Annotated in this window: 22 protein-coding genes; 9 read left to right on the top strand and 13 right to left on the bottom strand. The window is 71.1% G+C overall.

Translation table 11 applies throughout. From position 1 onward, the window contains the following. Positions 1–53 precede the first annotated feature (53 nt). Positions 54–785 carry a copper homeostasis protein CutC gene (locus ACZ6WN_RS20110; RefSeq protein WP_465867041.1) on the top strand — a complete coding sequence of 244 codons (732 nt, stop codon included), beginning with the start codon at positions 54–56 and terminating at the stop codon, positions 783–785. Here the strand turns inward: ACZ6WN_RS20110 and ACZ6WN_RS20105 are convergent. Beyond that, the gene (locus tag ACZ6WN_RS20105) at positions 782–1,273 is read right to left on the bottom strand and encodes a MarR family winged helix-turn-helix transcriptional regulator (protein ID WP_465867039.1); all 492 of its coding nucleotides are present in this window, start codon (positions 1,271–1,273) and stop codon (positions 782–784) included. The two genes, ACZ6WN_RS20110 and ACZ6WN_RS20105, sit on opposite strands and share 4 nt — an antisense overlap. Positions 1,274–1,331: 58 nt before the next feature. On the opposite strand from ACZ6WN_RS20105, the gene ACZ6WN_RS20100 reads away from it, so the two are divergent. After that, positions 1,332–1,874, top strand: a complete 543-nt coding sequence (locus ACZ6WN_RS20100) for a DUF1697 domain-containing protein (RefSeq protein WP_465867038.1) — start codon at positions 1,332–1,334, stop codon at positions 1,872–1,874. Positions 1,875–1,877: 3 nt separating this feature from the next. On the opposite strand, the gene ACZ6WN_RS20095 is transcribed toward ACZ6WN_RS20100, so the two are convergent. From ACZ6WN_RS20095 to ACZ6WN_RS20085, 3 genes are read right to left on the bottom strand one after another with little or no spacing between them, the layout of a single operon-like run. Next, the gene (locus ACZ6WN_RS20095) at positions 1,878–2,717 is read right to left on the bottom strand and encodes an SDR family oxidoreductase (protein WP_465867036.1); all 840 of its coding nucleotides are present in this window, start codon (positions 2,715–2,717) and stop codon (positions 1,878–1,880) included. Then, a complete protein-coding gene (locus ACZ6WN_RS20090; RefSeq protein ID WP_465867034.1) occupies positions 2,714–4,195 on the bottom strand; it encodes a flavin-containing monooxygenase in 1,482 nt (493 codons plus the stop codon). The genes ACZ6WN_RS20095 and ACZ6WN_RS20090 overlap by 4 nt, the downstream gene beginning before the upstream one ends. Next, entirely contained in the window at positions 4,192–5,127 is a 936-nt protein-coding gene (locus ACZ6WN_RS20085) for a patatin-like phospholipase family protein (RefSeq protein ID WP_465867033.1), read from the bottom strand. Before ACZ6WN_RS20085 ends, ACZ6WN_RS20090 begins: the two co-directional genes overlap by 4 nt. A gap of 60 nt (positions 5,128–5,187) precedes the next feature. On the opposite strand from ACZ6WN_RS20085, the gene ACZ6WN_RS20080 reads away from it, so the two are divergent. Beyond that, entirely contained in the window at positions 5,188–5,790 is a 603-nt protein-coding gene (locus ACZ6WN_RS20080; RefSeq protein ID WP_465867031.1) for a TetR/AcrR family transcriptional regulator, read from the top strand. A 4-nt stretch (positions 5,791–5,794) separates the two neighbouring features. Here ACZ6WN_RS20080 and ACZ6WN_RS20075 read toward each other — a convergent pair whose 3' ends face one another. The 3 genes from ACZ6WN_RS20075 to ACZ6WN_RS20065 all read right to left on the bottom strand — a co-directional run bounded on the left by ACZ6WN_RS20075 (position 5,795) and on the right by ACZ6WN_RS20065 (position 9,093). Continuing rightward, entirely contained in the window at positions 5,795–7,039 is a 1,245-nt protein-coding gene (locus ACZ6WN_RS20075; RefSeq protein WP_465867030.1) for an MFS transporter, read from the bottom strand. A gap of 55 nt (positions 7,040–7,094) precedes the next feature. Beyond that, entirely contained in the window at positions 7,095–7,679 is a 585-nt protein-coding gene (locus ACZ6WN_RS20070) for a nicotinamidase (RefSeq protein WP_465867246.1), read from the bottom strand. Between the two features lie 121 nt (positions 7,680–7,800). Continuing rightward, a complete protein-coding gene (locus ACZ6WN_RS20065) occupies positions 7,801–9,093 on the bottom strand; it encodes a nicotinate phosphoribosyltransferase (RefSeq protein ID WP_465867029.1) in 1,293 nt (430 codons plus the stop codon). A gap of 26 nt (positions 9,094–9,119) precedes the next feature. On the opposite strand from ACZ6WN_RS20065, the gene clpS reads away from it, so the two are divergent. Then, complete coding sequence (gene clpS, locus ACZ6WN_RS20060; RefSeq protein ID WP_465867027.1) at positions 9,120–9,413, top strand: ATP-dependent Clp protease adapter ClpS; 294 nt, start codon at positions 9,120–9,122, stop codon at positions 9,411–9,413. Then, complete coding sequence (locus tag ACZ6WN_RS20055) at positions 9,413–10,003, top strand: DUF2017 domain-containing protein (RefSeq protein ID WP_465867026.1); 591 nt, start codon at positions 9,413–9,415, stop codon at positions 10,001–10,003. The genes clpS and ACZ6WN_RS20055 overlap by 1 nt, the downstream gene beginning before the upstream one ends. On the opposite strand, the gene ACZ6WN_RS20050 is transcribed toward ACZ6WN_RS20055, so the two are convergent. Then, positions 9,992–10,408 (bottom strand): MarR family winged helix-turn-helix transcriptional regulator, encoded by a 417-nt coding sequence (locus ACZ6WN_RS20050; protein ID WP_465867024.1) that lies wholly within the window; start codon positions 10,406–10,408, stop codon positions 9,992–9,994. The two genes, ACZ6WN_RS20055 and ACZ6WN_RS20050, sit on opposite strands and share 12 nt — an antisense overlap. A 73-nt stretch (positions 10,409–10,481) precedes the next feature. On the opposite strand from ACZ6WN_RS20050, the gene ACZ6WN_RS20045 reads away from it, so the two are divergent. The 3 genes from ACZ6WN_RS20045 (at position 10,482) to ACZ6WN_RS20035 (ending at position 13,133) form a co-directional block, all read left to right on the top strand. Further along, a complete protein-coding gene (locus tag ACZ6WN_RS20045) occupies positions 10,482–12,314 on the top strand; it encodes an ABC transporter ATP-binding protein (protein ID WP_465867022.1) in 1,833 nt (610 codons plus the stop codon). An 82-nt stretch (positions 12,315–12,396) separates the two neighbouring features. Next, the gene (locus ACZ6WN_RS20040) at positions 12,397–12,825 is read left to right on the top strand and encodes a M67 family metallopeptidase (RefSeq protein WP_465867021.1); all 429 of its coding nucleotides are present in this window, start codon (positions 12,397–12,399) and stop codon (positions 12,823–12,825) included. A 32-nt stretch (positions 12,826–12,857) separates the two neighbouring features. Beyond that, positions 12,858–13,133 (top strand): MoaD family protein, encoded by a 276-nt coding sequence (locus ACZ6WN_RS20035; protein WP_465867020.1) that lies wholly within the window; start codon positions 12,858–12,860, stop codon positions 13,131–13,133. Between the two features lie 110 nt (positions 13,134–13,243). Here the strand turns inward: ACZ6WN_RS20035 and ACZ6WN_RS20030 are convergent, their stop codons facing one another. From ACZ6WN_RS20030 to ACZ6WN_RS20015, 4 genes are read right to left on the bottom strand one after another with little or no spacing between them, the layout of a single operon-like run. Then, positions 13,244–13,870, bottom strand: coding sequence for a response regulator (locus ACZ6WN_RS20030; RefSeq protein ID WP_465867018.1), 627 nt, complete (start codon positions 13,868–13,870; stop codon positions 13,244–13,246). Then, positions 13,867–15,081: a sensor histidine kinase gene (locus ACZ6WN_RS20025; protein WP_465867016.1), complete on the bottom strand. Its 1,215-nt coding sequence runs from the start codon at positions 15,079–15,081 to the stop codon at positions 13,867–13,869. The genes ACZ6WN_RS20030 and ACZ6WN_RS20025 overlap by 4 nt, the downstream gene beginning before the upstream one ends. Positions 15,082–15,093: 12 nt before the next feature. Next, positions 15,094–15,837, bottom strand: coding sequence for an ABC transporter permease (locus ACZ6WN_RS20020; RefSeq protein ID WP_465867015.1), 744 nt, complete (start codon positions 15,835–15,837; stop codon positions 15,094–15,096). Next, the gene (locus ACZ6WN_RS20015) at positions 15,834–16,769 is read right to left on the bottom strand and encodes an ABC transporter ATP-binding protein (protein ID WP_465867014.1); all 936 of its coding nucleotides are present in this window, start codon (positions 16,767–16,769) and stop codon (positions 15,834–15,836) included. Before ACZ6WN_RS20015 ends, ACZ6WN_RS20020 begins: the two co-directional genes overlap by 4 nt. A 90-nt stretch (positions 16,770–16,859) precedes the next feature. Here ACZ6WN_RS20015 and ACZ6WN_RS20010 point away from each other — a divergent pair, with 90 nt between their 5' ends. Further along, on the top strand, positions 16,860–17,807 hold the full coding sequence (locus ACZ6WN_RS20010) for a PLP-dependent cysteine synthase family protein (protein WP_465867013.1): 948 nt from the start codon (positions 16,860–16,862) through the stop codon (positions 17,805–17,807). A gap of 7 nt (positions 17,808–17,814) precedes the next feature. Here ACZ6WN_RS20010 and ACZ6WN_RS20005 read toward each other — a convergent pair whose 3' ends face one another. Beyond that, a complete protein-coding gene (locus tag ACZ6WN_RS20005; protein WP_465867011.1) occupies positions 17,815–18,144 on the bottom strand; it encodes a hypothetical protein in 330 nt (109 codons plus the stop codon). Between the last annotated feature and the right edge of the window lie 6 nt (positions 18,145–18,150).

Below are 18,150 nucleotides of genomic sequence, written 5' to 3'. Positions count from 1 at the left end.
ACGAGCCGACTCGGCGGGAGGGATTCGGGCAGACTGTCTGCCGTGAGGACGCGATGACAGCACTCGAGATCGCGGTGACGTCGGTGGCCGGCGCGCTCGCGGCGCGTGCGGGCGGGGCGACGCGGGTCGAGCTCTGCTCCGCCCTCGAGGTCGGCGGCGTCACTCCGTCGCAGGGACTGGTCGAGGGAGTCCTCGACGAAGTCGGCGGCGTCGATGCCGCCGACGGCTGGCAGGGTGTCCACGTGCTGGTCCGGCCGCGGCCGGGCGGGTTCGAGTACTCCCTCGAGGAGCGCCGCCTCCTGCGGCGCGAGGCCGAGACGGTCCTGGAGGCCGGAGCCGACGGGATCGTGATCGGCGCGCTCACCCCGCACGGGGAGCCCGACGTGGAGCTGGTCCGGGCGCTGGCGGATGCTGCCGCTGCGTACGAGGCGACGGTGACGTTCCACCGGGCCATCGACCTCAGTGCGGACCCGGTCGCGACGATCCGGGCGCTGGACGGCGTGGTCGACCGGGTGCTGACCTCAGGCGGCGCGCCGGCCGCCGCGGCAGGGTCTGCGACGATCGCCGAGATGGTCGCGGTCGGCGGGCCGGACGTGCTGGCCGGCGGTGGCGTGAGCGTCGAGGCGATCGGGGCGCTCGCGGCGCTCGGCGTCGAGGGCGTGCATCTCTCCGCCAAGCGATGGGTCGTCACGGACGGCCGCGTTGCGCTGGGAGTCGCCGACGACGGTGGGCACTGGGTGACCGATCCCGACCTGGTCGCGGCAGCGGCCGCCGCCTTGGCCTAGGCGGGGGAGTCGCCCTCGACCAGGTCGCGGAGCACAGCGACGGCGGCCTCCAGATCGGCCTGGGTGCGTTGACGCGACTCCAGCCGCTCGGCGATGAGGTGGGAGATGCGCTCACGTACGTCGGCCAGGTCGGCACGGCCGGCGTCGGTGAGGGTCACCAGGCTCGCCCGCGCGTCGGCGGGGTTGGGCTCCTTGCTGACCAGGCCGGTCTCCACCAGCTGGGCGATCTGGGCCGACATGGTCGGCTGCGAGCAGCCGTCGGCCCGGGCAAGGTCGGTGATGCCGAGCGGGCCGATGGCGTCGAGGATCGTGAGGACCCGGACGCTGGCCGGAAGGTCGAGCGCGCGGCGGACCAGGCGCATGAGCCGCGCCGCGTAGACGACGAGGTCGCTGGAGAGGTCCAGGGTCTCGGCCGAAGCGGTCGAGGTCGCCGAGGCGGAGCCCGACGCGGTCGGGGCTTCCGAGGGAAGCAGCTGCTGTGAAGGCATCGATCGGAATCCAGAGTTGGGGGTTGCGGCGCGGTGAACGGGTGGAGACTATCTGAGAATGACTACGGAACGGCACACCTGGATCGCGTTCCTGCGCGCCATCAACCTCGGCGCGAACCGGAAGTTCCCGAAGCAGGCTATCTCCGCCGCCGTGGTGAGGGCGGGCGGAACCGACGTCGAGACCTACATCAACACCGGCAACGTACGCTTCGACCACCCGGTCGGCGACCGGGCCGAGATGGAGGCGATCCTGGAGGAGGCCTTCGCGGCCGACCGCTTCTTCGAGGTGCCGACGATCTGTGTGACACCCGCGGAGCTGAAGGTGATCGCCAACGACGCCGCGGCGGTCGGGATGGGGCACGAGGGCAAGCAGTACGTGTTCCTGTGCAAGGAGCTCAGCGACTCCGGTTCCCGGGAGGCGCTGGTGGCTCGGGCGGGGGAGGGCGAGCGGGTCTATGTCATCGGTCGCGCCGTGCACCTGCTCACCGAGGAGGGCTTCCAGCAGACGAAGATCACCAACGCCGTCGTCGAGCGCCACATCGCCACGAGCACCAACCGCAACCTCAACGTGATCCGCACGCTCGCCGACAGGTGGGGATGAGACCTACTGCGCCTCGATGCGGTCGAGGTAGGTCCGGCGTACGTCCGGGTCGACGCGGGTGATCGCGGCATCGTCGTGGACTGCGCGGCGGATCAGCCGCATCACCCGCTCGGGGACGAGCGGGGCGCCCTTGGCGGCGAGGCCGACGTAGGACGGGACGGCGATCTCGGCCGCCCGGCTGCGCACCGATCTCACCACCGCGGCCGCGATGTCCTCGGGGTCCACGGCCGGGAGGATTCCGAGGTCGATGCCGGAGGAGAGCTCGGTGCGTACGGCACTCGACAGCACGGTGGTGAGCGAGACGCCGGTGCCCTCGAGCTCGAGCCGGGTGGCGGCGCCGAGACCGACGACGGCGTACTTGCTGGCGTTGTAGACCGCCAGGCCCTTGAGCGGGAACTTGCCTGCCAGCGAGGCGACGTTGACGACGTGGCCGTGGCCGCGCGCGATCATCGCGGGCAGCGCGAGCCGCATGCCGTGGATGACGCCGTAGACGTTGACGTCCATGGTCAGCCGGTCGATCCGGTCCTCCTGGTCGAGGAAGGGGCCGTTGGGCATCACACCGGCGTTGTTGACCAGGACATCGACGTCTCTGCCGTGCGCCTCCTGCGCGGCGGCGAGGAAGTCGGCGTAGGACTGCTTGTCGGTGACGTCGAGCCGGTGGCCGCTGGCGCCCTCGCCGAGGCCTTTCGCCGCCTCAAGTGCCAGCGCGCCGTCGAGGTCGCCGAGGGCGACCCGCGCTCCGGCGGCGACGAACTCCTTCGCTGTGGCGAGGCCGATGCCGCGGGCGGCGCCGGTGATGACGACGAGGGTGCCGTCGAGGTCGATCTCGGGGTAGCTGGTCATGCGGAAACCTCCACGGTCTCGTCTGATGTGATCTGGAAGTCGGCGGGCTCGAAGTGGCTGATCCGGCGGACCAGCTCACCGGTGGACCATGGCCACGAGAAGCTGTTGCGACCGTTGGCGTCGACGAAGTAGCTGTGGCAGGACGCGCCGCTGTAGGCGGTGCCGGCGAGTGCGGCCTGCACGTCCTCGACGTACGCGGCCTGGGCGTGCGGGCTGACGTCGAGCGAGGCCCAGCCGCGCGCGCGGGCGGTCGTGATGGCCTCGGTGATCATCGCCACCTGCGACTCGGCGACGGCGAAGGCCGAGCCGTGACCGGTGCCGAGGCTCGGGCCGAGCACCACGAACGCGTTGGGGAAGCCGGCGACCGAGGTGCCCTGGTAGGCCTCGGGGGAGCCGGCCCAGTGCTCGGCGAGGGTGCGGCCGTCGGCGCCACGGATCAGGTCGGCGACCGGCATGTCGAGGATGTGGAAGCCGGTGCCGAGGATGATCGCGTCGACCTCCGCCGTGCTGCCGTCGGAGCCGATCACGGTCGCACCCTCGACCCGCTCGACGCCGGTCGCGTGCACCTCCACGTTGGGCTTCGTCAGCGACTGGAGGTAGCTGTTGGAGAAGAGGATCCGCTTGCAGCCGAGAAGGTAGCCGGGCGTCAGCTTCGCGCGTAGCTCCTTGTCCCGGACCACGGCGCGAAGGTAGGCCCGGCCGACCTGCTGCAGGCCCTGCATCAGCGGCTTCGGGCGGCGGAAGGCGACACCGACGGCCTCCATGGCGGCGTACTCGACCGCTCCGAGCGCCTTCTCGAAGAAGGGCACGTGGTGCTTGACCCACTTCTCGGCGTCCGGCACGGGATGGTCGACCTTGGGCAGCACCCAGTGCGCGGTGCGCTGGAAGAGGTGCAGGTCGGAGACCACTTTCTGGACCTCGGGAACGAACTGGACCGCCGAGGCCCCGGTGCCGATCACGGCGACCCGCTTGCCGTCGAGGTCGACGTCGTGGTTCCACCGGGCCGAGTGCCAGACCTCACCGGGGAAGTCGGCCAGGCCGGGCAGGTCCGGGATCTTCGGCTCGTTCCACGGCCCGGCGGCGGCGACCAGGAAGCGGCTGGTGATCTGACCGTCGCTGGTGTCCAGGCGCCAGCCGGCGGTCTCCGCGTTCCAGGCCGCTCCGCGGACCTCGACCCCGAACCGGGTGATGTCCTCGAGGCCGCGATCTCGCGCGACGCTGTCGATGTAGGCGAGGATCTCCGGCTGGTTGCCGTAGACCCGTGACCAGTCGCTGTTGGGCGCGAACGAGAACGAGTAGAGGTTGGACGGTACGTCGCACGCGCAGCCCGGATAGGTGTTGGCCCGCCAGGTGCCGCCGTAGGTGTCGGCCTTCTCGAGGATGACGACGTCCTCGACGCCCGCCTCGCGCAGCTTGATCGCGGCCGCGATGCCGGAGATGCCGGCGCCGATGACGACGACCTCGTGGTGGGTGCTCATGCAGCTGCTCCTTCGAGTGCGGCCGCGACGCGGCCGGGGACGTGTCGGCGGGCCGCGGCGAGGGTGGCCTCGCGGCGGCCGAGGTCCATGAAGTTGGGGCCCATCGCGGCCAGTTCCTCGGCGCCGGGCTCGACCCGGATCACCCGCGTCCCGGCCTCCTCGAGCCGCGCGACCTCGCGGTCGAGCACCGCGGTCATCTGGGAGCGCAGCAGGCGTTCGAGCCGGTCGAGGCCACGCGCGGGAACGCCGCCCTTCGTGGTCATCGGGGCGACCACGACGACCTCGTCGACCGCCCGGGGGAGGAGGTCGGCCGAGACGGAGGAGACCGCACCTCCGTCGACGTGGCGACGGCCGGCGATCTCGACCGGCGGGAACCAGCCGGGGATGGCCCAGGAGGCTGCGATCGCCGCGCCGAGGGTGGTCGCGGGGGCGTTCTCGGAGCCGAACGCCACCCTCTCGCCCGTGGTCGCGTCCGCCGCGACCAGCCAGGTCGCCGGGTGGCCGACCCAGCCGTCGGGTCCGGCCAGGGCATCGCCGTACGCCTTCAGCCAGCTCGCGTCCCCGCGGCCGCGGGGGAGCAGCCCGGCCAGCGCGCTGTAGGGCGAGCGGCGCGCGAGCCCGGGCCGGACCAGGCCGAGCGCGGGCAGCGCGGGCGCCGGCAGCGGCGGCATCGTGCCGGGGTGGGTGGCGACGTGGGCCGCCAGGACGGGGTCTGCGCCCGGTGCGCCGTCGAGAGCGTCGAGCAGGTCCTGCGGCGTACGGCCGGACCCGAGGGCCGCGACGATCTCTGCGCCCGCCGAGGTGCCGACGAGGACATCGGCCGTGCGGACGTCCCAGTCCAGCGCCTCCTCGAGGACGCGGAGGGCGACGGCCGTCCAGGCGAAGCCGAGGGTGCCACCGCAGCCGATGGCGAGTGCACGTCGTGGAGTCATATTCCGGATACTAACGGTATTTGAATACCAGTGGTACCCCGAACTGGTAAGATCTGGCTCGTGAGCCGGATCACCCGCAAGGAGTCGCACGCACAGACGCGGGAGCGTCTCGTCGCGACCGCGCACCAGCTGTTCCTCTCGGACGGCTACAACGCGACCTCCCTCGACAAGGTCGCCGCCACGGCGGGCTTCTCGAAGGGCGCGGTCTACTCGAACTTCGCCACCAAGCACGAGCTCGGTCTCGCCGTGCTCGACGTGATCCACCGGGAGCGGGCGCTGTCCCTGGCGGACGCCGTCAGCGGCGTCGACACGGTCGAGGGCCGCATCGACGCCTTCGCGGCCTGGGCCGAGGCCAACATCGGCGACGTCGGCTGGACCGCGCTCGAGGTCGAGTTCGCGACCAGCACCCGCCGCGTCCCCGGGGTGAGCGAACAGCTCGCCGGCCGGCGCCGCGAGCTCACCGCGGCCGTCGCCGGCCTCATCGAGCAGCAGGCCGCCGACCTCGGTCTCACCCTGGCCTCACCGGCCGAGGACGCCGCCGTCCAGCTGCTCTCGCTCGGCATCGGGCTCGGCGTCCAGCGCGCGTTCGACCCCGATCTCTCGGTCACCAGCCTGGTCGACCTGCTGCGCTCACTGCTGGAGAGCGCGACGCCGGCGTCCTAGAGCCCTAGTGCGCCGGTGCGCCGTTGCGCTCGGGGGCCGGGAAGGTGACCCGGTTCAGGCGGCGTACCGCCGGGCTCAGCAGCGTGGCGAGGGAGATCACCACATAGGCGATGCCGGCGATGGCGAGCATGTTCTCGATCCCGTACGCAGCGGCCAGCGGCCCCATCGCCAGCTGCCCGACGGGGATGGCGACGTAGGTGCCGAGCTGGTCGTAGGAGGACGCGCGGGAGAGCAGGTCGCTGGGGACGTTCTCCTGCATCGAGAGCTGCCAGCCGAGGCTGAAGACCTGGATGCCGGCACCGGAGAGGGCGGCCGCGGGCAGCAGCACGGCGAGGTCGGTGGAGAAGCCGAGAGCGGCGATCGGCAGTCCGAACAGGGCCATGCCGATCATGCCGTAGAACAGGGGCCGCTCGAGCCGGACCTTCATCAGCACGAGCGTCGCGGCGAGCACGCCGATCCCCTGGAAGGTCAGGATCAGGCCCCAGCCGCCCGCGCCCAGCTCCGAGCCCTCGGCCCGCTGCGGGCCGAGGGTGAGCAGCCCGCCCTCGTAGAGGGCGTTGAGCATGGTGGCGGCGCCGACGCAGATCCACAGCCAGGTCGTCGAGCGGAAGTAGTCCCATCCGGTGCGCAGATCGCCGATGACCGAGGCCTTGGCGACCGTACCGCTGAGCTTGACCGGCAGCAACAGCAGCGCCGCGACGATCCAGGTGACGGCGTCGAGCGCGAGCGCCCAGCCCGCGCCGACGCTGAGGACGAGCAGGCCGGCGGTGCCGGGACCGGCGACCGCGACGACCGCCCGGGTCAGCGACATCAGCACGTTGGCCTCCTGCAGCATGGTGCGAGGCACCACGAGCGGGATGATCCCCTGCTGGGCGGGCAGGCCGGCGGCGGAGACGATGCCGTTGAGCGCGGCGAGCGCGATCAGGTGCCACAGCTCGGCGACACCGGTGATGACGAGGACGGCGACGACCGCCTGGCTCAGCCCCGAGACCAGGTTGGAGGCGAACAGGATCCGGGCTCGGCCCATCCGGTCGGCGAGCACGCCGCCGATGAGCATGAAGATGATCATCGGGATGGTGCGGGCCGCGAGGACGGCACCGATCGCGATCGGAGCGTCACTCACCTCCAGGACCGCGAAGGCCAGCGCGACGGGCGCCATGAAGTTGCCGACCAGGTTGACCGATCGGGACGCGAAGAACCAGCGGAAGTGGGGTTCGCGAAGTGGGGCTGTCGCCGAGATCCGAGCCATTCGAGAGAGAATAGACCGTCAGCTGATTTCTATCTGCTGAAAATTCCCAATTCTGTCACGAGACCGTTATCCCGGCCGAGCGCATCTCCGCGATGGCGGCCGAGGTGGACTCCGCAGCCACGCCTGCGGCCAGATCGGCGAGAAGCGTGGTGTGGAAACCGGAGGCGCGGGCGTCGAGCGCGGTGGCCCGCACGCAGTAGTCCGTGGCGAGCCCGCACACGTCGACCTCCTCGACGCCGTGCGCCCGGAGCCAGTCGGTCAGGGTGGTGCCGCTTGTCGCCGCGCCCTCGAAGCCGGAGTAGGCCGCTGCGTACTCACCCTTGCGGAAGATCTCGTCGAAGGTGACCGGGTCGAGGTTGGGGTGGAAGGCCTCGCCGTCGGTGCCGACCACGCAGTGCGCCGGCCAGGAGCTGACGTAGTCCGGCGGGTTGCCGAAGTGGTCGCCCGGGTCGATGTGGTGGTCCTTGGTCGCCACGACCAGCCCGTACGTCTGCTCCGGCTCCTTGCTCGCCGCCCGCTCCCGCAGCAGCTGACCGATGTCGTAGGCCACCCGGGCCCCGCCGTCGACCGGCAGGGACCCGCCCTCGCAGAAGTCGTTCTGTACGTCGACCACGATCAGTGCACGCGTCATGCTCGCCAGAGTAGACGGTGACGGTTCGTCTAGGTATGCAGCTGAACCGTCACATCCCTAGCGGAGTTCCACGTGGGCTGTGAGGGTTGGTCTGCATACCTAGACGAACATCCGGCCGGACGGCGTGCGATCAGATGAACTGGGTGGGGATCGCCGGATCGCCCTTCAGGAGCGAGTGGGCGATGACGGGGAGCTCGGCGACGGAGGCGTGGTGGCGGTCGCGAGCCGCGTCGAGGGGCTCGCGGCCGACGATCTCGCCGCCCTTGACCAGCTGGGTGAGCAGCGGCCGGTCGTTGTTGTCGCCCTGAGGAGCGGTGCCGATGCCGATCACCTCGGCGTCGGCGACGTCTTTGCGGTTGCGGCGGCGCAGGGCGTACTTCCGGCCGCCGATCGAGGTCTTGGCGGCACTCTTCTTGGCGACCGGCTCGAGGTCGCCGGAGGCACCTTCGCGGGCGACCAGCTTGTAGACGAAGCCGGCCGTCGGGTGGCCGGAGCCGGTGACCAGCTGGGTGCCGACGCCGTAGCCGTCGACGGGGGCGGCCGCCAGGCCGGCGATGGCGTACTCGTCCAGGTCGCTGGTGACGATGATCTTCGTCTCGGTGGCGCCGAGGTCGTCGAGCTGACGGCGTACGTCATGGGCGAGCAGCCCCAGGTCGCCGGAGTCGATCCGCACCGCACCGAGCTCGGGACCGGCGATCTCGACCGCCGTGGCCACCGCCTCGGCGATGTCGTAGGTGTCCACCAGCAGCGTGGTGCCCTTGCCGAGGGAGGCGACCTGGGCCTGGAAGGCCTGCTCCTCGGTGTCGTGCAGGAGGGTGAAGGCGTGCGCGGAGGTGCCGGTCGTGGGGACGCCGAAGCGGGCGCGGGCGGCCAGGTTGGAGGTGGCGGTGAAGCCGGCGACGTAGGCCGCGCGGGCGGCGGCGATCGCGGCCGCCTCGTGGGTGCGGCGCGAGCCCATCTCGATGCACGGGCGCTCGCCGGCCGCCATCGTCATCCGGGAGGCCGCGGTGGCGATGGCCGAGTCGTGGTTGTAGATCGAGAGGAGCACCGTCTCCAGGACGACCGCCTCGGCGAAGCTGGCCTCGACCACGAGCAGCGGCGACTGCGGGAAGAAGGTCTCGCCCTCGGCGTACCCCCAGATGTCGCCGGTGAAGCGGTAGCCGGCCAGCCATTCCAGGGTCGGGCCGTCGACGACGCCCTCCAGGATCGCCAGCTGCTCGGAGCCGAAGCGGAACGCCTCCAGGGCGTCGAGGGCTCGCCCGACCCCCGCCACCACGCCGTAGCGACGCCCGCCGGCCAGGCGCCGGGGGAACAGCTCGAAGACGGCACGGCGCTCCGCGGTGCCCGCCTTCAGGGCGGCCTGGAGCATGGTCAGCTCGTAGTGATCTGTCAGGAGCGCGGTCGAGTCCGCTGTCGAGTCCACGAGCACATCGTGGCACGATGGATGCCATGAGCGCGCCAAGCCCTGTGGAGCTCGACGAGCCCGAGATCGATGATCTCGTCGCGCCCGCGACCCCGTGGGTCACCATCGTCTGGAACGACCCGGTCAACCTGATGTCGTACGTCACCTTCGTCTTCCAGAAGTACTTCGGCTACTCCAAGAAGAAGTCGGAGAAGCTGATGATGGAGGTGCACAACGACGGCAAGTCGGCCGTCTCCACCGGGTCGCGCGAGGAGATGGAGCGCGACGTGCAGGCGATGCACGAGTACGGCCTGTGGGCGACGCTGGAGAAGCAGGATTGATGGGCGGGTTCAGCTACCACCGCCGCGGCAAGCAGATCATCGCCACCTTCTCCGGGTTCGAGGCCGACCTGCTCCGCTCGCTGGCCTCCCAGCTCGTCGAGCTGTTGCGCAACGAGGTCGCCGCCCCGGCCGAGAGCGACGACCCGCTCGAGGCGCTGCTCGACTTCTCGGGGCCGACCACGGAGCCCGAGGACCCGGTCCTGAAGCGGCTCTTCCCCTCGGCCTACGGTGACGACGCCGAGGCCGCCGGGGAGTTCCGGCGGTTCACCGAGGGCGGGCTGCGCGACGGCAAGGCGCGGGCCGCCTCCACGATCATCGACTCGCTCGAGGAGGCCGGGCTCCCGCCCGAGCTCGACGAGGACGGGCTGGTCATCGACGTCGAGCTCCCGATCCCCGACGCCGAGGCCTGGATGCGCTCCTTCACCGACATCCGGCTCGCGCTCGCGACCCGGCTCGGGGTCGAGGAGGGCGACGAGGACTTCTGGGACTCGCTGCCCGACGACGACCCCGCCGGCCAGGTCTACGGGATCTACCAGTGGGTCGGGATCCTGCAGGAGACCATCGTCGAGGCGCTGTGGTCAGCGGAGTGAGTCGTCGGTCAGCCTGACCAGGATCGTGCGCAGGCTCTCCCGGTCGCTGTCGGGAAGGACTGCCAGGAACTCGTCGGCCGCCTCCTGACGGGCCCTGTCGATCGTCCGGCCCAGACGTACGCCCTCCTCGGTCGCCACCACGCAGACCGCCCGGCGGTCGGCCGGGTCGGGCTGCCGCGCGACCAGGCCGTGGCCCTCGAGGCCGTCGACGACCTCGGTGGCCGACCTGGGCACGATGTGGAGCCGCTCGGCCAGTGCCGAGAGCCGGATGGGCTCGTCGGCGGCGAGCACGATGCGCAGCGCTCGGCCCTGCGAGGGGGTGATCCCCCAGCGGGCGGTGGCGGCGCCGAAGTGTCGTCGGAGGGTGCGTGCTGCCGCCATCAGCAGGTCGGCGGTCTCGTCCACGGGAATAACTCTAACCCATCATGGGTTAGCCTCATTGTGAGTCAACCTCAGTAATCAGGATCGAGGTGTTCGGATGAGTGACCCGCACCCGTACAAGTCTTCGGGCGAGCCCGGCCGCTCCGGCCGCGACCCCCGCAACAAGCGCGCCGACCGCGCCCAGCTGGAGGCCCAGCCGGTCTCGCTGCGCCGGATCGCGCGTCTCTTCGCGCCCTACCGAGGGCGCCTGCTTCTCGTCGTGGCGCTGATCGTGATCAGCTCGGTGATCGGGCTGGCGCAGCCGTTCCTCGTCAAGCACGTCATCGACACCGCCCTGCCCGAGGGTGACACCTCGCTGCTGATGCTCTGCGTCGCCGCGATGGTGCTCGTCGCGATCGCCTCGGCCGCCCTCGGGGTCGCCCAGACGCTGATCTCCACCGAGGTCGGCCAGCGGGTCATGCACCGGCTGCGTACGGACCTCTTCGGGCACCTGCAGCGCCAGTCGCTCGACTTCTTCACCCGGACGCGCGGTGGGGAGGTCCAGTCGCGGATGGTCAACGACATCGGCTCGATGCAGTCGGTGGTCACCTCCACCGCGACCTCGATCGCGGCCAACGTCACCGTCGTGGCCGGCACCGTGGTCGCGATGATGGCGCTCAACTGGCGCCTCGCGCTGATCTCCCTGGTGGTGCTGCCGCCCGCGGTGTGGACCACCCGCAAGGTGGCGCAGATGCGCTACGCCGTGACCACCCAGAGGCAGGCCAGGATGGCCGACCTGCACGTGCAGGTCGAGGAGGGGCTCTCGGTCAGCGGCATCCTGCTGACCAAGACCCTCGGGGCCGCGCCGGCACTGGCCTCCCGCTTCGAGCAGACCTCCGACGACCTCGTCGGTCTCGAGGTACGCAGCCAGCTCGCCGGCCGGTGGCGGATGGCGACCATGCAGGTGGTCTTCGCCGCGGTTCCCGCCGCGCTCTACCTCGCGGCCGGGTTCCCGGCGACCTCGGGCGCGCTGACGATCGGGACGCTGGTCGCCTTCGTCTCGCTGCAGGGCTCGCTCTTCCGGCCGCTGATGGGGCTGCTCAACGTCGGGGTCGACGTCACCTCCTCGCTGGCGCTCTTCTCCCGGATCTTCGAGTACCTCGACCTGCCGGTCGAGATCGACGACCCGGCCTCCCCGGTGCCTCTGGGTGAGGCTCGTGGCGATGTCGTCTTCGATGCCGTCGGGTTCACCTATGACGGCTCGCGCCCTGTCCTCGAGGACATCTCGCTGCGGGTGCCTGCGGGCGGCTCGCTGGCGCTGGTCGGGGCGACCGGATCGGGCAAGTCGACCCTGGCGGGGATGGTCGCGAGGCTGCACGACCCGACCTCCGGCCGGGTGATGATCGACGGGATCGACCTGCGCGACCTGGACCTGGCCGACCTGGCCGCCAACGTCGGCATGGTCACCCAGGAGACCTATCTGCTCCATGCGAGCGTCCGCGACAACCTGCGCCACGCCCGACCCGAGGCGAGCGACGCCGAGATCGAGGCGGCCGCCCGCGCGGCCCGGATCCACGACCTGATCGTCGAGCTGCCCGAGGGCTACGACACCCTGGTCGGCTCCCGCGGCCACCGCTTCTCGGGCGGCGAGCAGCAGCGGCTGGCGATCGCCCGCACCCTGCTGCGCGACCCCCGTGTGCTCGTGCTCGACGAGGCGACCTCCGCGCTCGACAACACCACCGAGCGGGAGGTGCAGGCGGCCCTGGACCGGCTGGCGCAGGGGCGTACGACGATCACCATCGCCCACCGGCTCTCCACCGTCCGCGACGCCGACCAGATCGCCGTGCTCGACCAGGGCCGGGTCGTCGAGGTCGGCACCCACGAGGAGCTGCTGCTGCGGGGCGGTGCCTATGCCGACCTCGTCCGCGGCGGTCTGTCCGTGGCCGCCTAGCACGGTTGACGGCGCGTGGCCGGGGCGAGTCCGAGGGCCGGTCACGTTCAGGAGCCGGACCAGGTCCGCCTAGGCTGATCCTGTGCTGACCATCGACCAGGCGACGTACGACGCGATCGTCGCCCACGCGAAGCGCGACCATCCCGACGAGGCGTGCGGGATCGTCGCGGGCCCTGAGGGGTCCGACCGGCCGGAGCGGTTCATCGAGATGATCAACGCCGCCGGCTCGCCGACCTTCTACGAGTTCGACTCGACCGATCTGCTCCAGCTCTACAAGGAGATGGACGCGAACGACGAGGAGCCGGTGATCGTCTACCACTCCCACACGGCGACCGAGGCCTACCCCTCGCGCACCGACATCGGGCTGGCGATGGAGCCGAACGCTCACTACGTGCTGGTCAGCACCCGCGAGCACGGAAATGACGCGGGTCCGGTCGAGTTCCGGTCGTACCGGATCGTCGACGGCACCGTCACCGAGGAAGAAATCAACATCGTCGCGACGTTGTCGTGACGCGCACCACCTACATCTAGGAGAACCAACCCATGGCCATCGAGGTCAAGATCCCGACCATCCTCCGCACCTACACCGCCGGTGAGAAGGCAGTCAGCGCCGAGGGCAAGACCCTGAGCGCGCTCATCGACGACCTCGAGGCGAAACACTCCGGCATCAAGGAGCGCCTCATCGACAACGGTGACCTGCGCCGCTTCGTCAACGTCTACATCAACGACGAGGACGTCCGCTTCATCGGCGGTCTCGACGCCGAGCTCAAGGACGGCGACCAGGTCGTCGTCCTCCCCGCCGTCGCAGGCGGCTGCTGAGCGGTGTGGATGCTCACCGAGGTAACTCGGTGAGCGCTCACTGCCCTCGCGGAGTTCCGCGAAGGAAGTGACTCCAGACCGAGGTATCTCGGTCTGCGGGCAACGCTCTCTCAGCCCAGAATGCCGCGGTCGTACGCTCGTGCGACCGCGGCTGCTCTGTCTGTGACCCCGAGCTTGTCGAAGATGTGACCCAGGTGGGTCTTGACCGTGGCCTCGCTGACGAAGAGCTGCGCGGCGATCGCGCGGTTGGTCGTCCCGCGGGCGACCAGGGTGAGCACCTCGCGCTCGCGCGGGCTCAGCTGGGCCGTCGGGCCGGGGGAGCGGAGCCGGGAGGCGAGCCGGGTCGCGACAGCGGGGGAGAGGACGGTCTCGCCGGCCGCGGTCGCGCGGACGGCCTGGACCAGGTCGGGCGTCGGGGCGTCCTTGAGCAGGTAGCCCGTCGCACCCGCCTCGATCGCGGCGACCACGTCGGAGTCGGTGTCGAACGTCGTCAGCACCAGTACGCCGGCCCGTGACTCGCGCGCCCGGAGCCGCTCGATCACCTCGACCCCTCCGGTGCCCGGCATCCGCAGGTCGAGGACGAGGACGTCGGGGTCGAGCTCCTCGACGAGGGCCAGGGCCTGCGCCCCGTCGCCCGCCTGGCCGACGACCTCGAAGCCCTGCGCGCGGAGCACGCCGACCACCCCGTCGCGTACGACGGGGTGGTCGTCGGCGACCACGATCCTGATCTGCGTCATGCGGGTCCTCGGGTGAGTGCGGGAATGCTGGTGGAGACGGCGGTGCCGGCGCCGGGGGCGGACTCGAGCGTGAAGGTGCCGGCCAGGCGCTGGGCCCGCTCCCGCATCACGCCCAGCCCGAACGAGGACGAACGGCGGGGAGCGGCGGGATCGAACCCGGAGCCGTCGTCGCGCACGTCGAGGATGACCTCGGCCTCGTCGAAGGTGAGGGTGACGCCGACCCGGGACGCGCCGGCGTGCTTGGCGACGTTGGCGAGGGCCTCCTGGGCGATCCGCAGCAGGGTCGCCTCGACCTCGGAGTGCAGTGCCGTGGCCTCGCCGACGACGACGAAGGAGGCCTCGACCCCGTGGTCGTCGCGCCAGCCGGCGACCAACGTCGAGAGGGCGTCGGCGAGGCCCGCGTCGGCCAGCTCGGCGGGGGTCAGGTCCTGCACGGAGCGCCGGGCCTCCACCAGTGCGGTGCGGGCCATCTCGGTGGCCCGGGCCACCCGGCCGCGTACGTCCTCGGCGTCGTCGGACCCCTGGGCGGCCTGGAGCTGCGCGACGACACCGGCGAGGGACTGGGCGATGGTGTCGTGGATCTCGCGGGCGAGGCGCTCGCGCTCGTCGCGCACGCCGGCGGAGCGGGACTGGGCCAGGAGCTCCTCCTGGAGCCGGGCGTTCTCGGCGAGGGCCTCCTCGAGGCGGCCGATGGTGTCGGCCCGTTCCTGGCTCACCGCCTCGAGGTGCTCGCTGTAGCGGCCCATCAGCGAGGCGAGCCCGAAGTTCACCACGAACAGCAGCGGCAGCAGGGCTGCTTGCCACGGGTTGTCGTACGGTGGCGGGCCCCCGGTCTGCCCGGTGGCCATGATCAGCGAGGTGACCGCCATCGCCCCCCAGCGCCAGCGGCCGCGGAAGGAGTCGAAGGCATCCAGGAACCCGACCCACGCGACGATGCAGAACAGCGGGTGCATCAGGGTGAGGACGGCGATCAGCAGAGTGCGTCCGATGTAGCCGACCGGGTGCGGGCCCCCGTGGACGTAGGTCCACCACCAGGACCACACCGCGACCGCCACCACCAGCCCGCCGAACGCCGCTCGGGCCTCGAGAGTGCTGGGGCCCAGCTCCGGCAGCGTCGCGATGCAGATGGTCGTGGCGAGCACGATCAGCGCCAAGGGCAGCACCTTGAGGTTGCGCACCCAGCGCTGATCGTGCTCGAGGACGGAGTCCATGCCCAGACCCTCTCACTGCCACTTGAACGCGCGCACGGCAATCACATAGAGCGCGATCGCCCAGCCGCCCATCACCGCGAGGTCCATCAGCTGCGGGAAGGTCCCGGCGCCGGCGTCGTTGAGGGCGTTCGAGGCTGCGCCGTAGGGAGTGAGCGAGATGACGTCACGCACGGTGCCGCCGAAGACCTCGACGGGGAAGTAGACCCCTGCGGTGAACATGCTGGGGACGAAGGCCACCATCGCGACCACCTGTCCGGTCTTGGCGTTGGGGGAGACCGCGGTGATCGCGGTCCCGATCCCGAGCGAGACGGCCAGCGCCAGCAGGTAGGCCGCCGCGTATCCCAGGAGTGATCCCGGCAGCGGCGTCTCGAACACCACCCGGCCGACCACGAGCACGATCACCGACGATGCCGCGACCGCGACCGCGTGCACCAGCACCTGGCCGAGCAGGATCGAGGACGGCCGCGCCGGGGTGGTCCCGAGCCGCCGCAGCACCCCGCTCTCGCGGTATCCGGTCAGCGTCGGCGGCATCGTCATGATCGCCGCCATGATCATCGAGAGCAGCACCGTGGTCGGGACGTAGAGGTCGATCAGCCGGCGGCCGCCGAAGTCCTCGTTGTACTCGCGGAAGGCGGGCACGACCCCGAGCACCACAAGCAGCAAGGTCGGGAACGCGAGGATCCAGAAGAGCGAGAGTCGCTCACGGGCGAAGAGCCGTGTCTCCGTACGGATCATGGCAACGGTCGGGCTTGTCATCGCAGTTCCTCCACGGCGGTGATGGTCTGGGTGAGGTCGAGGTAGGCGGCGTCGAGGCTCCCGGCGGCGACCCGGAGCCGCAGCGGCGCCACCCCCTGCGTACGCAGCGCCTCGATGACTGCGAGGGCGACCCCGTCGGCGCCCTCGACCGTGACGGTGCCGCTCTCGCTGCGCGCGGCGGTGACGCCGTCGAGGTCGCGCAGCGAGGCCAGGTCGATCGCGACCGTGGTCTCGAAGGTGGTGATGGTGGCCGCGGAGGCGGAGTCGATGAGCCCGGCCGGGGTGTCCAGCGCCCGGATCCGGCCGGCGTCGACGATGGCGATCCGGTCGCAGAGCGTCTGGGCCTCCTTCATCGAGTGGGTGACCAGCAGGACGGTCACGCCCCGGTCGCGTACGTCGCGCACCAGGTCCCACACCTCGCGGCGGGCCCGCGGGTCCAGGCCGGTGGTGAGCTCGTCGAGCACGACGACCCGCGGCCGGCCGATCAGCGCCAGCGCGATCGAGAGCCGCTGCTGCTGGCCGCCGGAGAGGTTCTCGAACCGCTGCCGCAGGTGGGTCCCGAGTCCGAGCCGTTCGGCAAGCGGCTCCCACGGCTCCGGGTCGTCATAGAACGCGCTCCACAGCTCCAGCGCCTCCCGGACCGTGATCTTCGGCTGCAGCTTCGCCTCCTGGAGCTGTACGCCGAGCACCTCCGTCACCGCCGCCCGGTCCGTCCAGGGATCGATGCCGTGAACCCGGATCCGGCCCCGGTCGCCGACCCGGAGCCCGGCGATCGACTCGACGGTCGTGCTCTTGCCGGCCCCGTTGGGCCCGAGGATGCCGAAGATCTCGCCCTCGTGGACGATCAGGCTGATCTCGTCGACCGCCACCTTCTCGCCATAGGTCTTGCGCAGGCCGTCCACGACGACCGCTGGTTCTCGCTCCTGATGCATATCTCCAGCCTGGTCGGTGACGCGGTCTCACGGATCGGGCGATCGGCGCGAGTGGGCATCAGACGATCGGTTGATGCGACGATGGACCCCATGCGCTACGACAACCTGCTGGCGTCGGTCGGGGGCACCCCGTTGGTGGGGCTGCCCCGCCTCTCGCCCTCTCCCGACGTACGTCTGTGGGCCAAGCTCGAGGACCGGAACCCCACCGGCTCGATCAAGGACCGCCCGGCTCTTCGCATGGTCGAGGAGGCCGAGAAGGACGGCAGGCTCCGCCCGGGCTGCACGATCCTGGAGCCGACCTCCGGCAACACCGGGATCTCGCTGGCCATGGCGGCCAAGCTCAAGGGCTACCGGATCGTGTGCGTGATGCCCGAGAACACCTCCGAGGAGCGGCGCCAGCTGCTGCGGATGTGGGGCGCCGAGATCGTCTCCTCGCCCGCCGCCGGCGGCTCCAACGAGGCCGTCCGGGTCGCCAAGCGTCTCGCCGCCGAGCACCCCGACTGGGAGATGCTCTACCAGTACGGCAACTCCGCCAACGCGCTCGCCCACGAGGAGGGCACCGGCCCCGAGCTCCTCGCCGACCTGCCCTCGATCACCCACTTCGTCGCTGGGCTCGGCACGACCGGGACGCTGATGGGCGTCGGTCGCTTCTTCCGCTCCGCCAAGCCGGACGTACGCATCGTGGCCGCCGAGCCGCGCTACGGCGAGCTCGTCTACGGCCTGCGTAACCTCGACGAGGGCTTCGTCCCCGAGCTCTACGACGCCTCGTTCATCGACGCCCGCTTCTCGGTCGGCCCCCGTGACGCCGTACGCCGCGTCCGCGAGCTCCTCGAGCTGGAGGGCATCTTCGCCGGCATCTCCACCGGCGCGATCCTCCACGCCGCCCTCGCCCAGGCCGCCAAGTCCCTCCAGGCCGGGGAGAAGGCCGACATCGCCTTCGTCGTCGCCGACGGCGGCTGGAAGTACCTCTCCACCGGGGCGTACGAAGGCACCATCGACGAGGCCGAGGAAGGTCTCGAGGGCCAGCTCTGGGCGTGAGGGTCGGTCAGCGGCAGAAGGCGTAGACGACGAGGCCGTGGTCCTCGCCGGAGAAGACCTGGTCGAGGGCCTTGCCGGTGAGGTGGGCGTCGACGTAGCGCGGGGCGGGGCCGGTGGCGACGATGGCGTGGGCGGGAAGCCTGCCGGTCATGTCGCGGGGGGCCTCGGTGCTCCAGCAGTCGTGCTGCTGGATGAGGGCGGCGGGGCTGCCGGGGGCGAGCGGGCGGTCGGCCTCGGGGGTGGAGCCGAGCTGGGCCAGCGCTACGGCGATGGCTGATGCGTACATCGCCCAGATGCCGAGCGCCATGAAGCCCTGGCGGCCGAGGAAGGCTCTCACACCTGG

The organism is Nocardioides sp. NPDC054178 (assembly GCF_055585005.1).
The sequence above is the reverse complement of the archived record's forward strand: the minus strand, read 5'-3'. Positions and strand labels throughout refer to the sequence as shown.

Excerpts from the sequence above, each read along its gene's own strand:
- ACZ6WN_RS20100 (WP_465867038.1), top strand. The coding sequence starts at position 1,332 with ATGACTACGGAACGGCACACCTGGATCGCGTTCCTGCGCGCCATCAAC.
- ACZ6WN_RS20020 (WP_465867015.1), bottom strand. The coding sequence starts at position 15,837 with ATGACAAGCCCGACCGTTGCCATGATCCGTACGGAGACACGGCTCTTC.
- ACZ6WN_RS20110 (WP_465867041.1), top strand. The coding sequence starts at position 54 with ATGACAGCACTCGAGATCGCGGTGACGTCGGTGGCCGGCGCGCTCGCG.
- ACZ6WN_RS20090 (WP_465867034.1), bottom strand. The coding sequence starts at position 4,195 with ATGAGCACCCACCACGAGGTCGTCGTCATCGGCGCCGGCATCTCCGGC.
- clpS (WP_465867027.1), top strand. The coding sequence starts at position 9,120 with ATGAGCGCGCCAAGCCCTGTGGAGCTCGACGAGCCCGAGATCGATGAT.
- ACZ6WN_RS20105 (WP_465867039.1), bottom strand. The coding sequence starts at position 1,273 with ATGCCTTCACAGCAGCTGCTTCCCTCGGAAGCCCCGACCGCGTCGGGC.
- ACZ6WN_RS20010 (WP_465867013.1), top strand. The coding sequence starts at position 16,860 with ATGCGCTACGACAACCTGCTGGCGTCGGTCGGGGGCACCCCGTTGGTG.
- ACZ6WN_RS20075 (WP_465867030.1), bottom strand. The coding sequence starts at position 7,039 with ATGGCTCGGATCTCGGCGACAGCCCCACTTCGCGAACCCCACTTCCGC.
- ACZ6WN_RS20095 (WP_465867036.1), bottom strand. The coding sequence starts at position 2,717 with ATGACCAGCTACCCCGAGATCGACCTCGACGGCACCCTCGTCGTCATC.
- ACZ6WN_RS20025 (WP_465867016.1), bottom strand. The coding sequence starts at position 15,081 with ATGGACTCCGTCCTCGAGCACGATCAGCGCTGGGTGCGCAACCTCAAG.
- ACZ6WN_RS20030 (WP_465867018.1), bottom strand. The coding sequence starts at position 13,870 with ATGACGCAGATCAGGATCGTGGTCGCCGACGACCACCCCGTCGTACGC.
- ACZ6WN_RS20085 (WP_465867033.1), bottom strand. The coding sequence starts at position 5,127 with ATGACTCCACGACGTGCACTCGCCATCGGCTGCGGTGGCACCCTCGGC.
- ACZ6WN_RS20035 (WP_465867020.1), top strand. The coding sequence starts at position 12,858 with ATGGCCATCGAGGTCAAGATCCCGACCATCCTCCGCACCTACACCGCC.
- ACZ6WN_RS20045 (WP_465867022.1), top strand. The coding sequence starts at position 10,482 with ATGAGTGACCCGCACCCGTACAAGTCTTCGGGCGAGCCCGGCCGCTCC.
- ACZ6WN_RS20015 (WP_465867014.1), bottom strand. The coding sequence starts at position 16,769 with ATGCATCAGGAGCGAGAACCAGCGGTCGTCGTGGACGGCCTGCGCAAG.
- ACZ6WN_RS20055 (WP_465867026.1), top strand. The coding sequence starts at position 9,413 with ATGGGCGGGTTCAGCTACCACCGCCGCGGCAAGCAGATCATCGCCACC.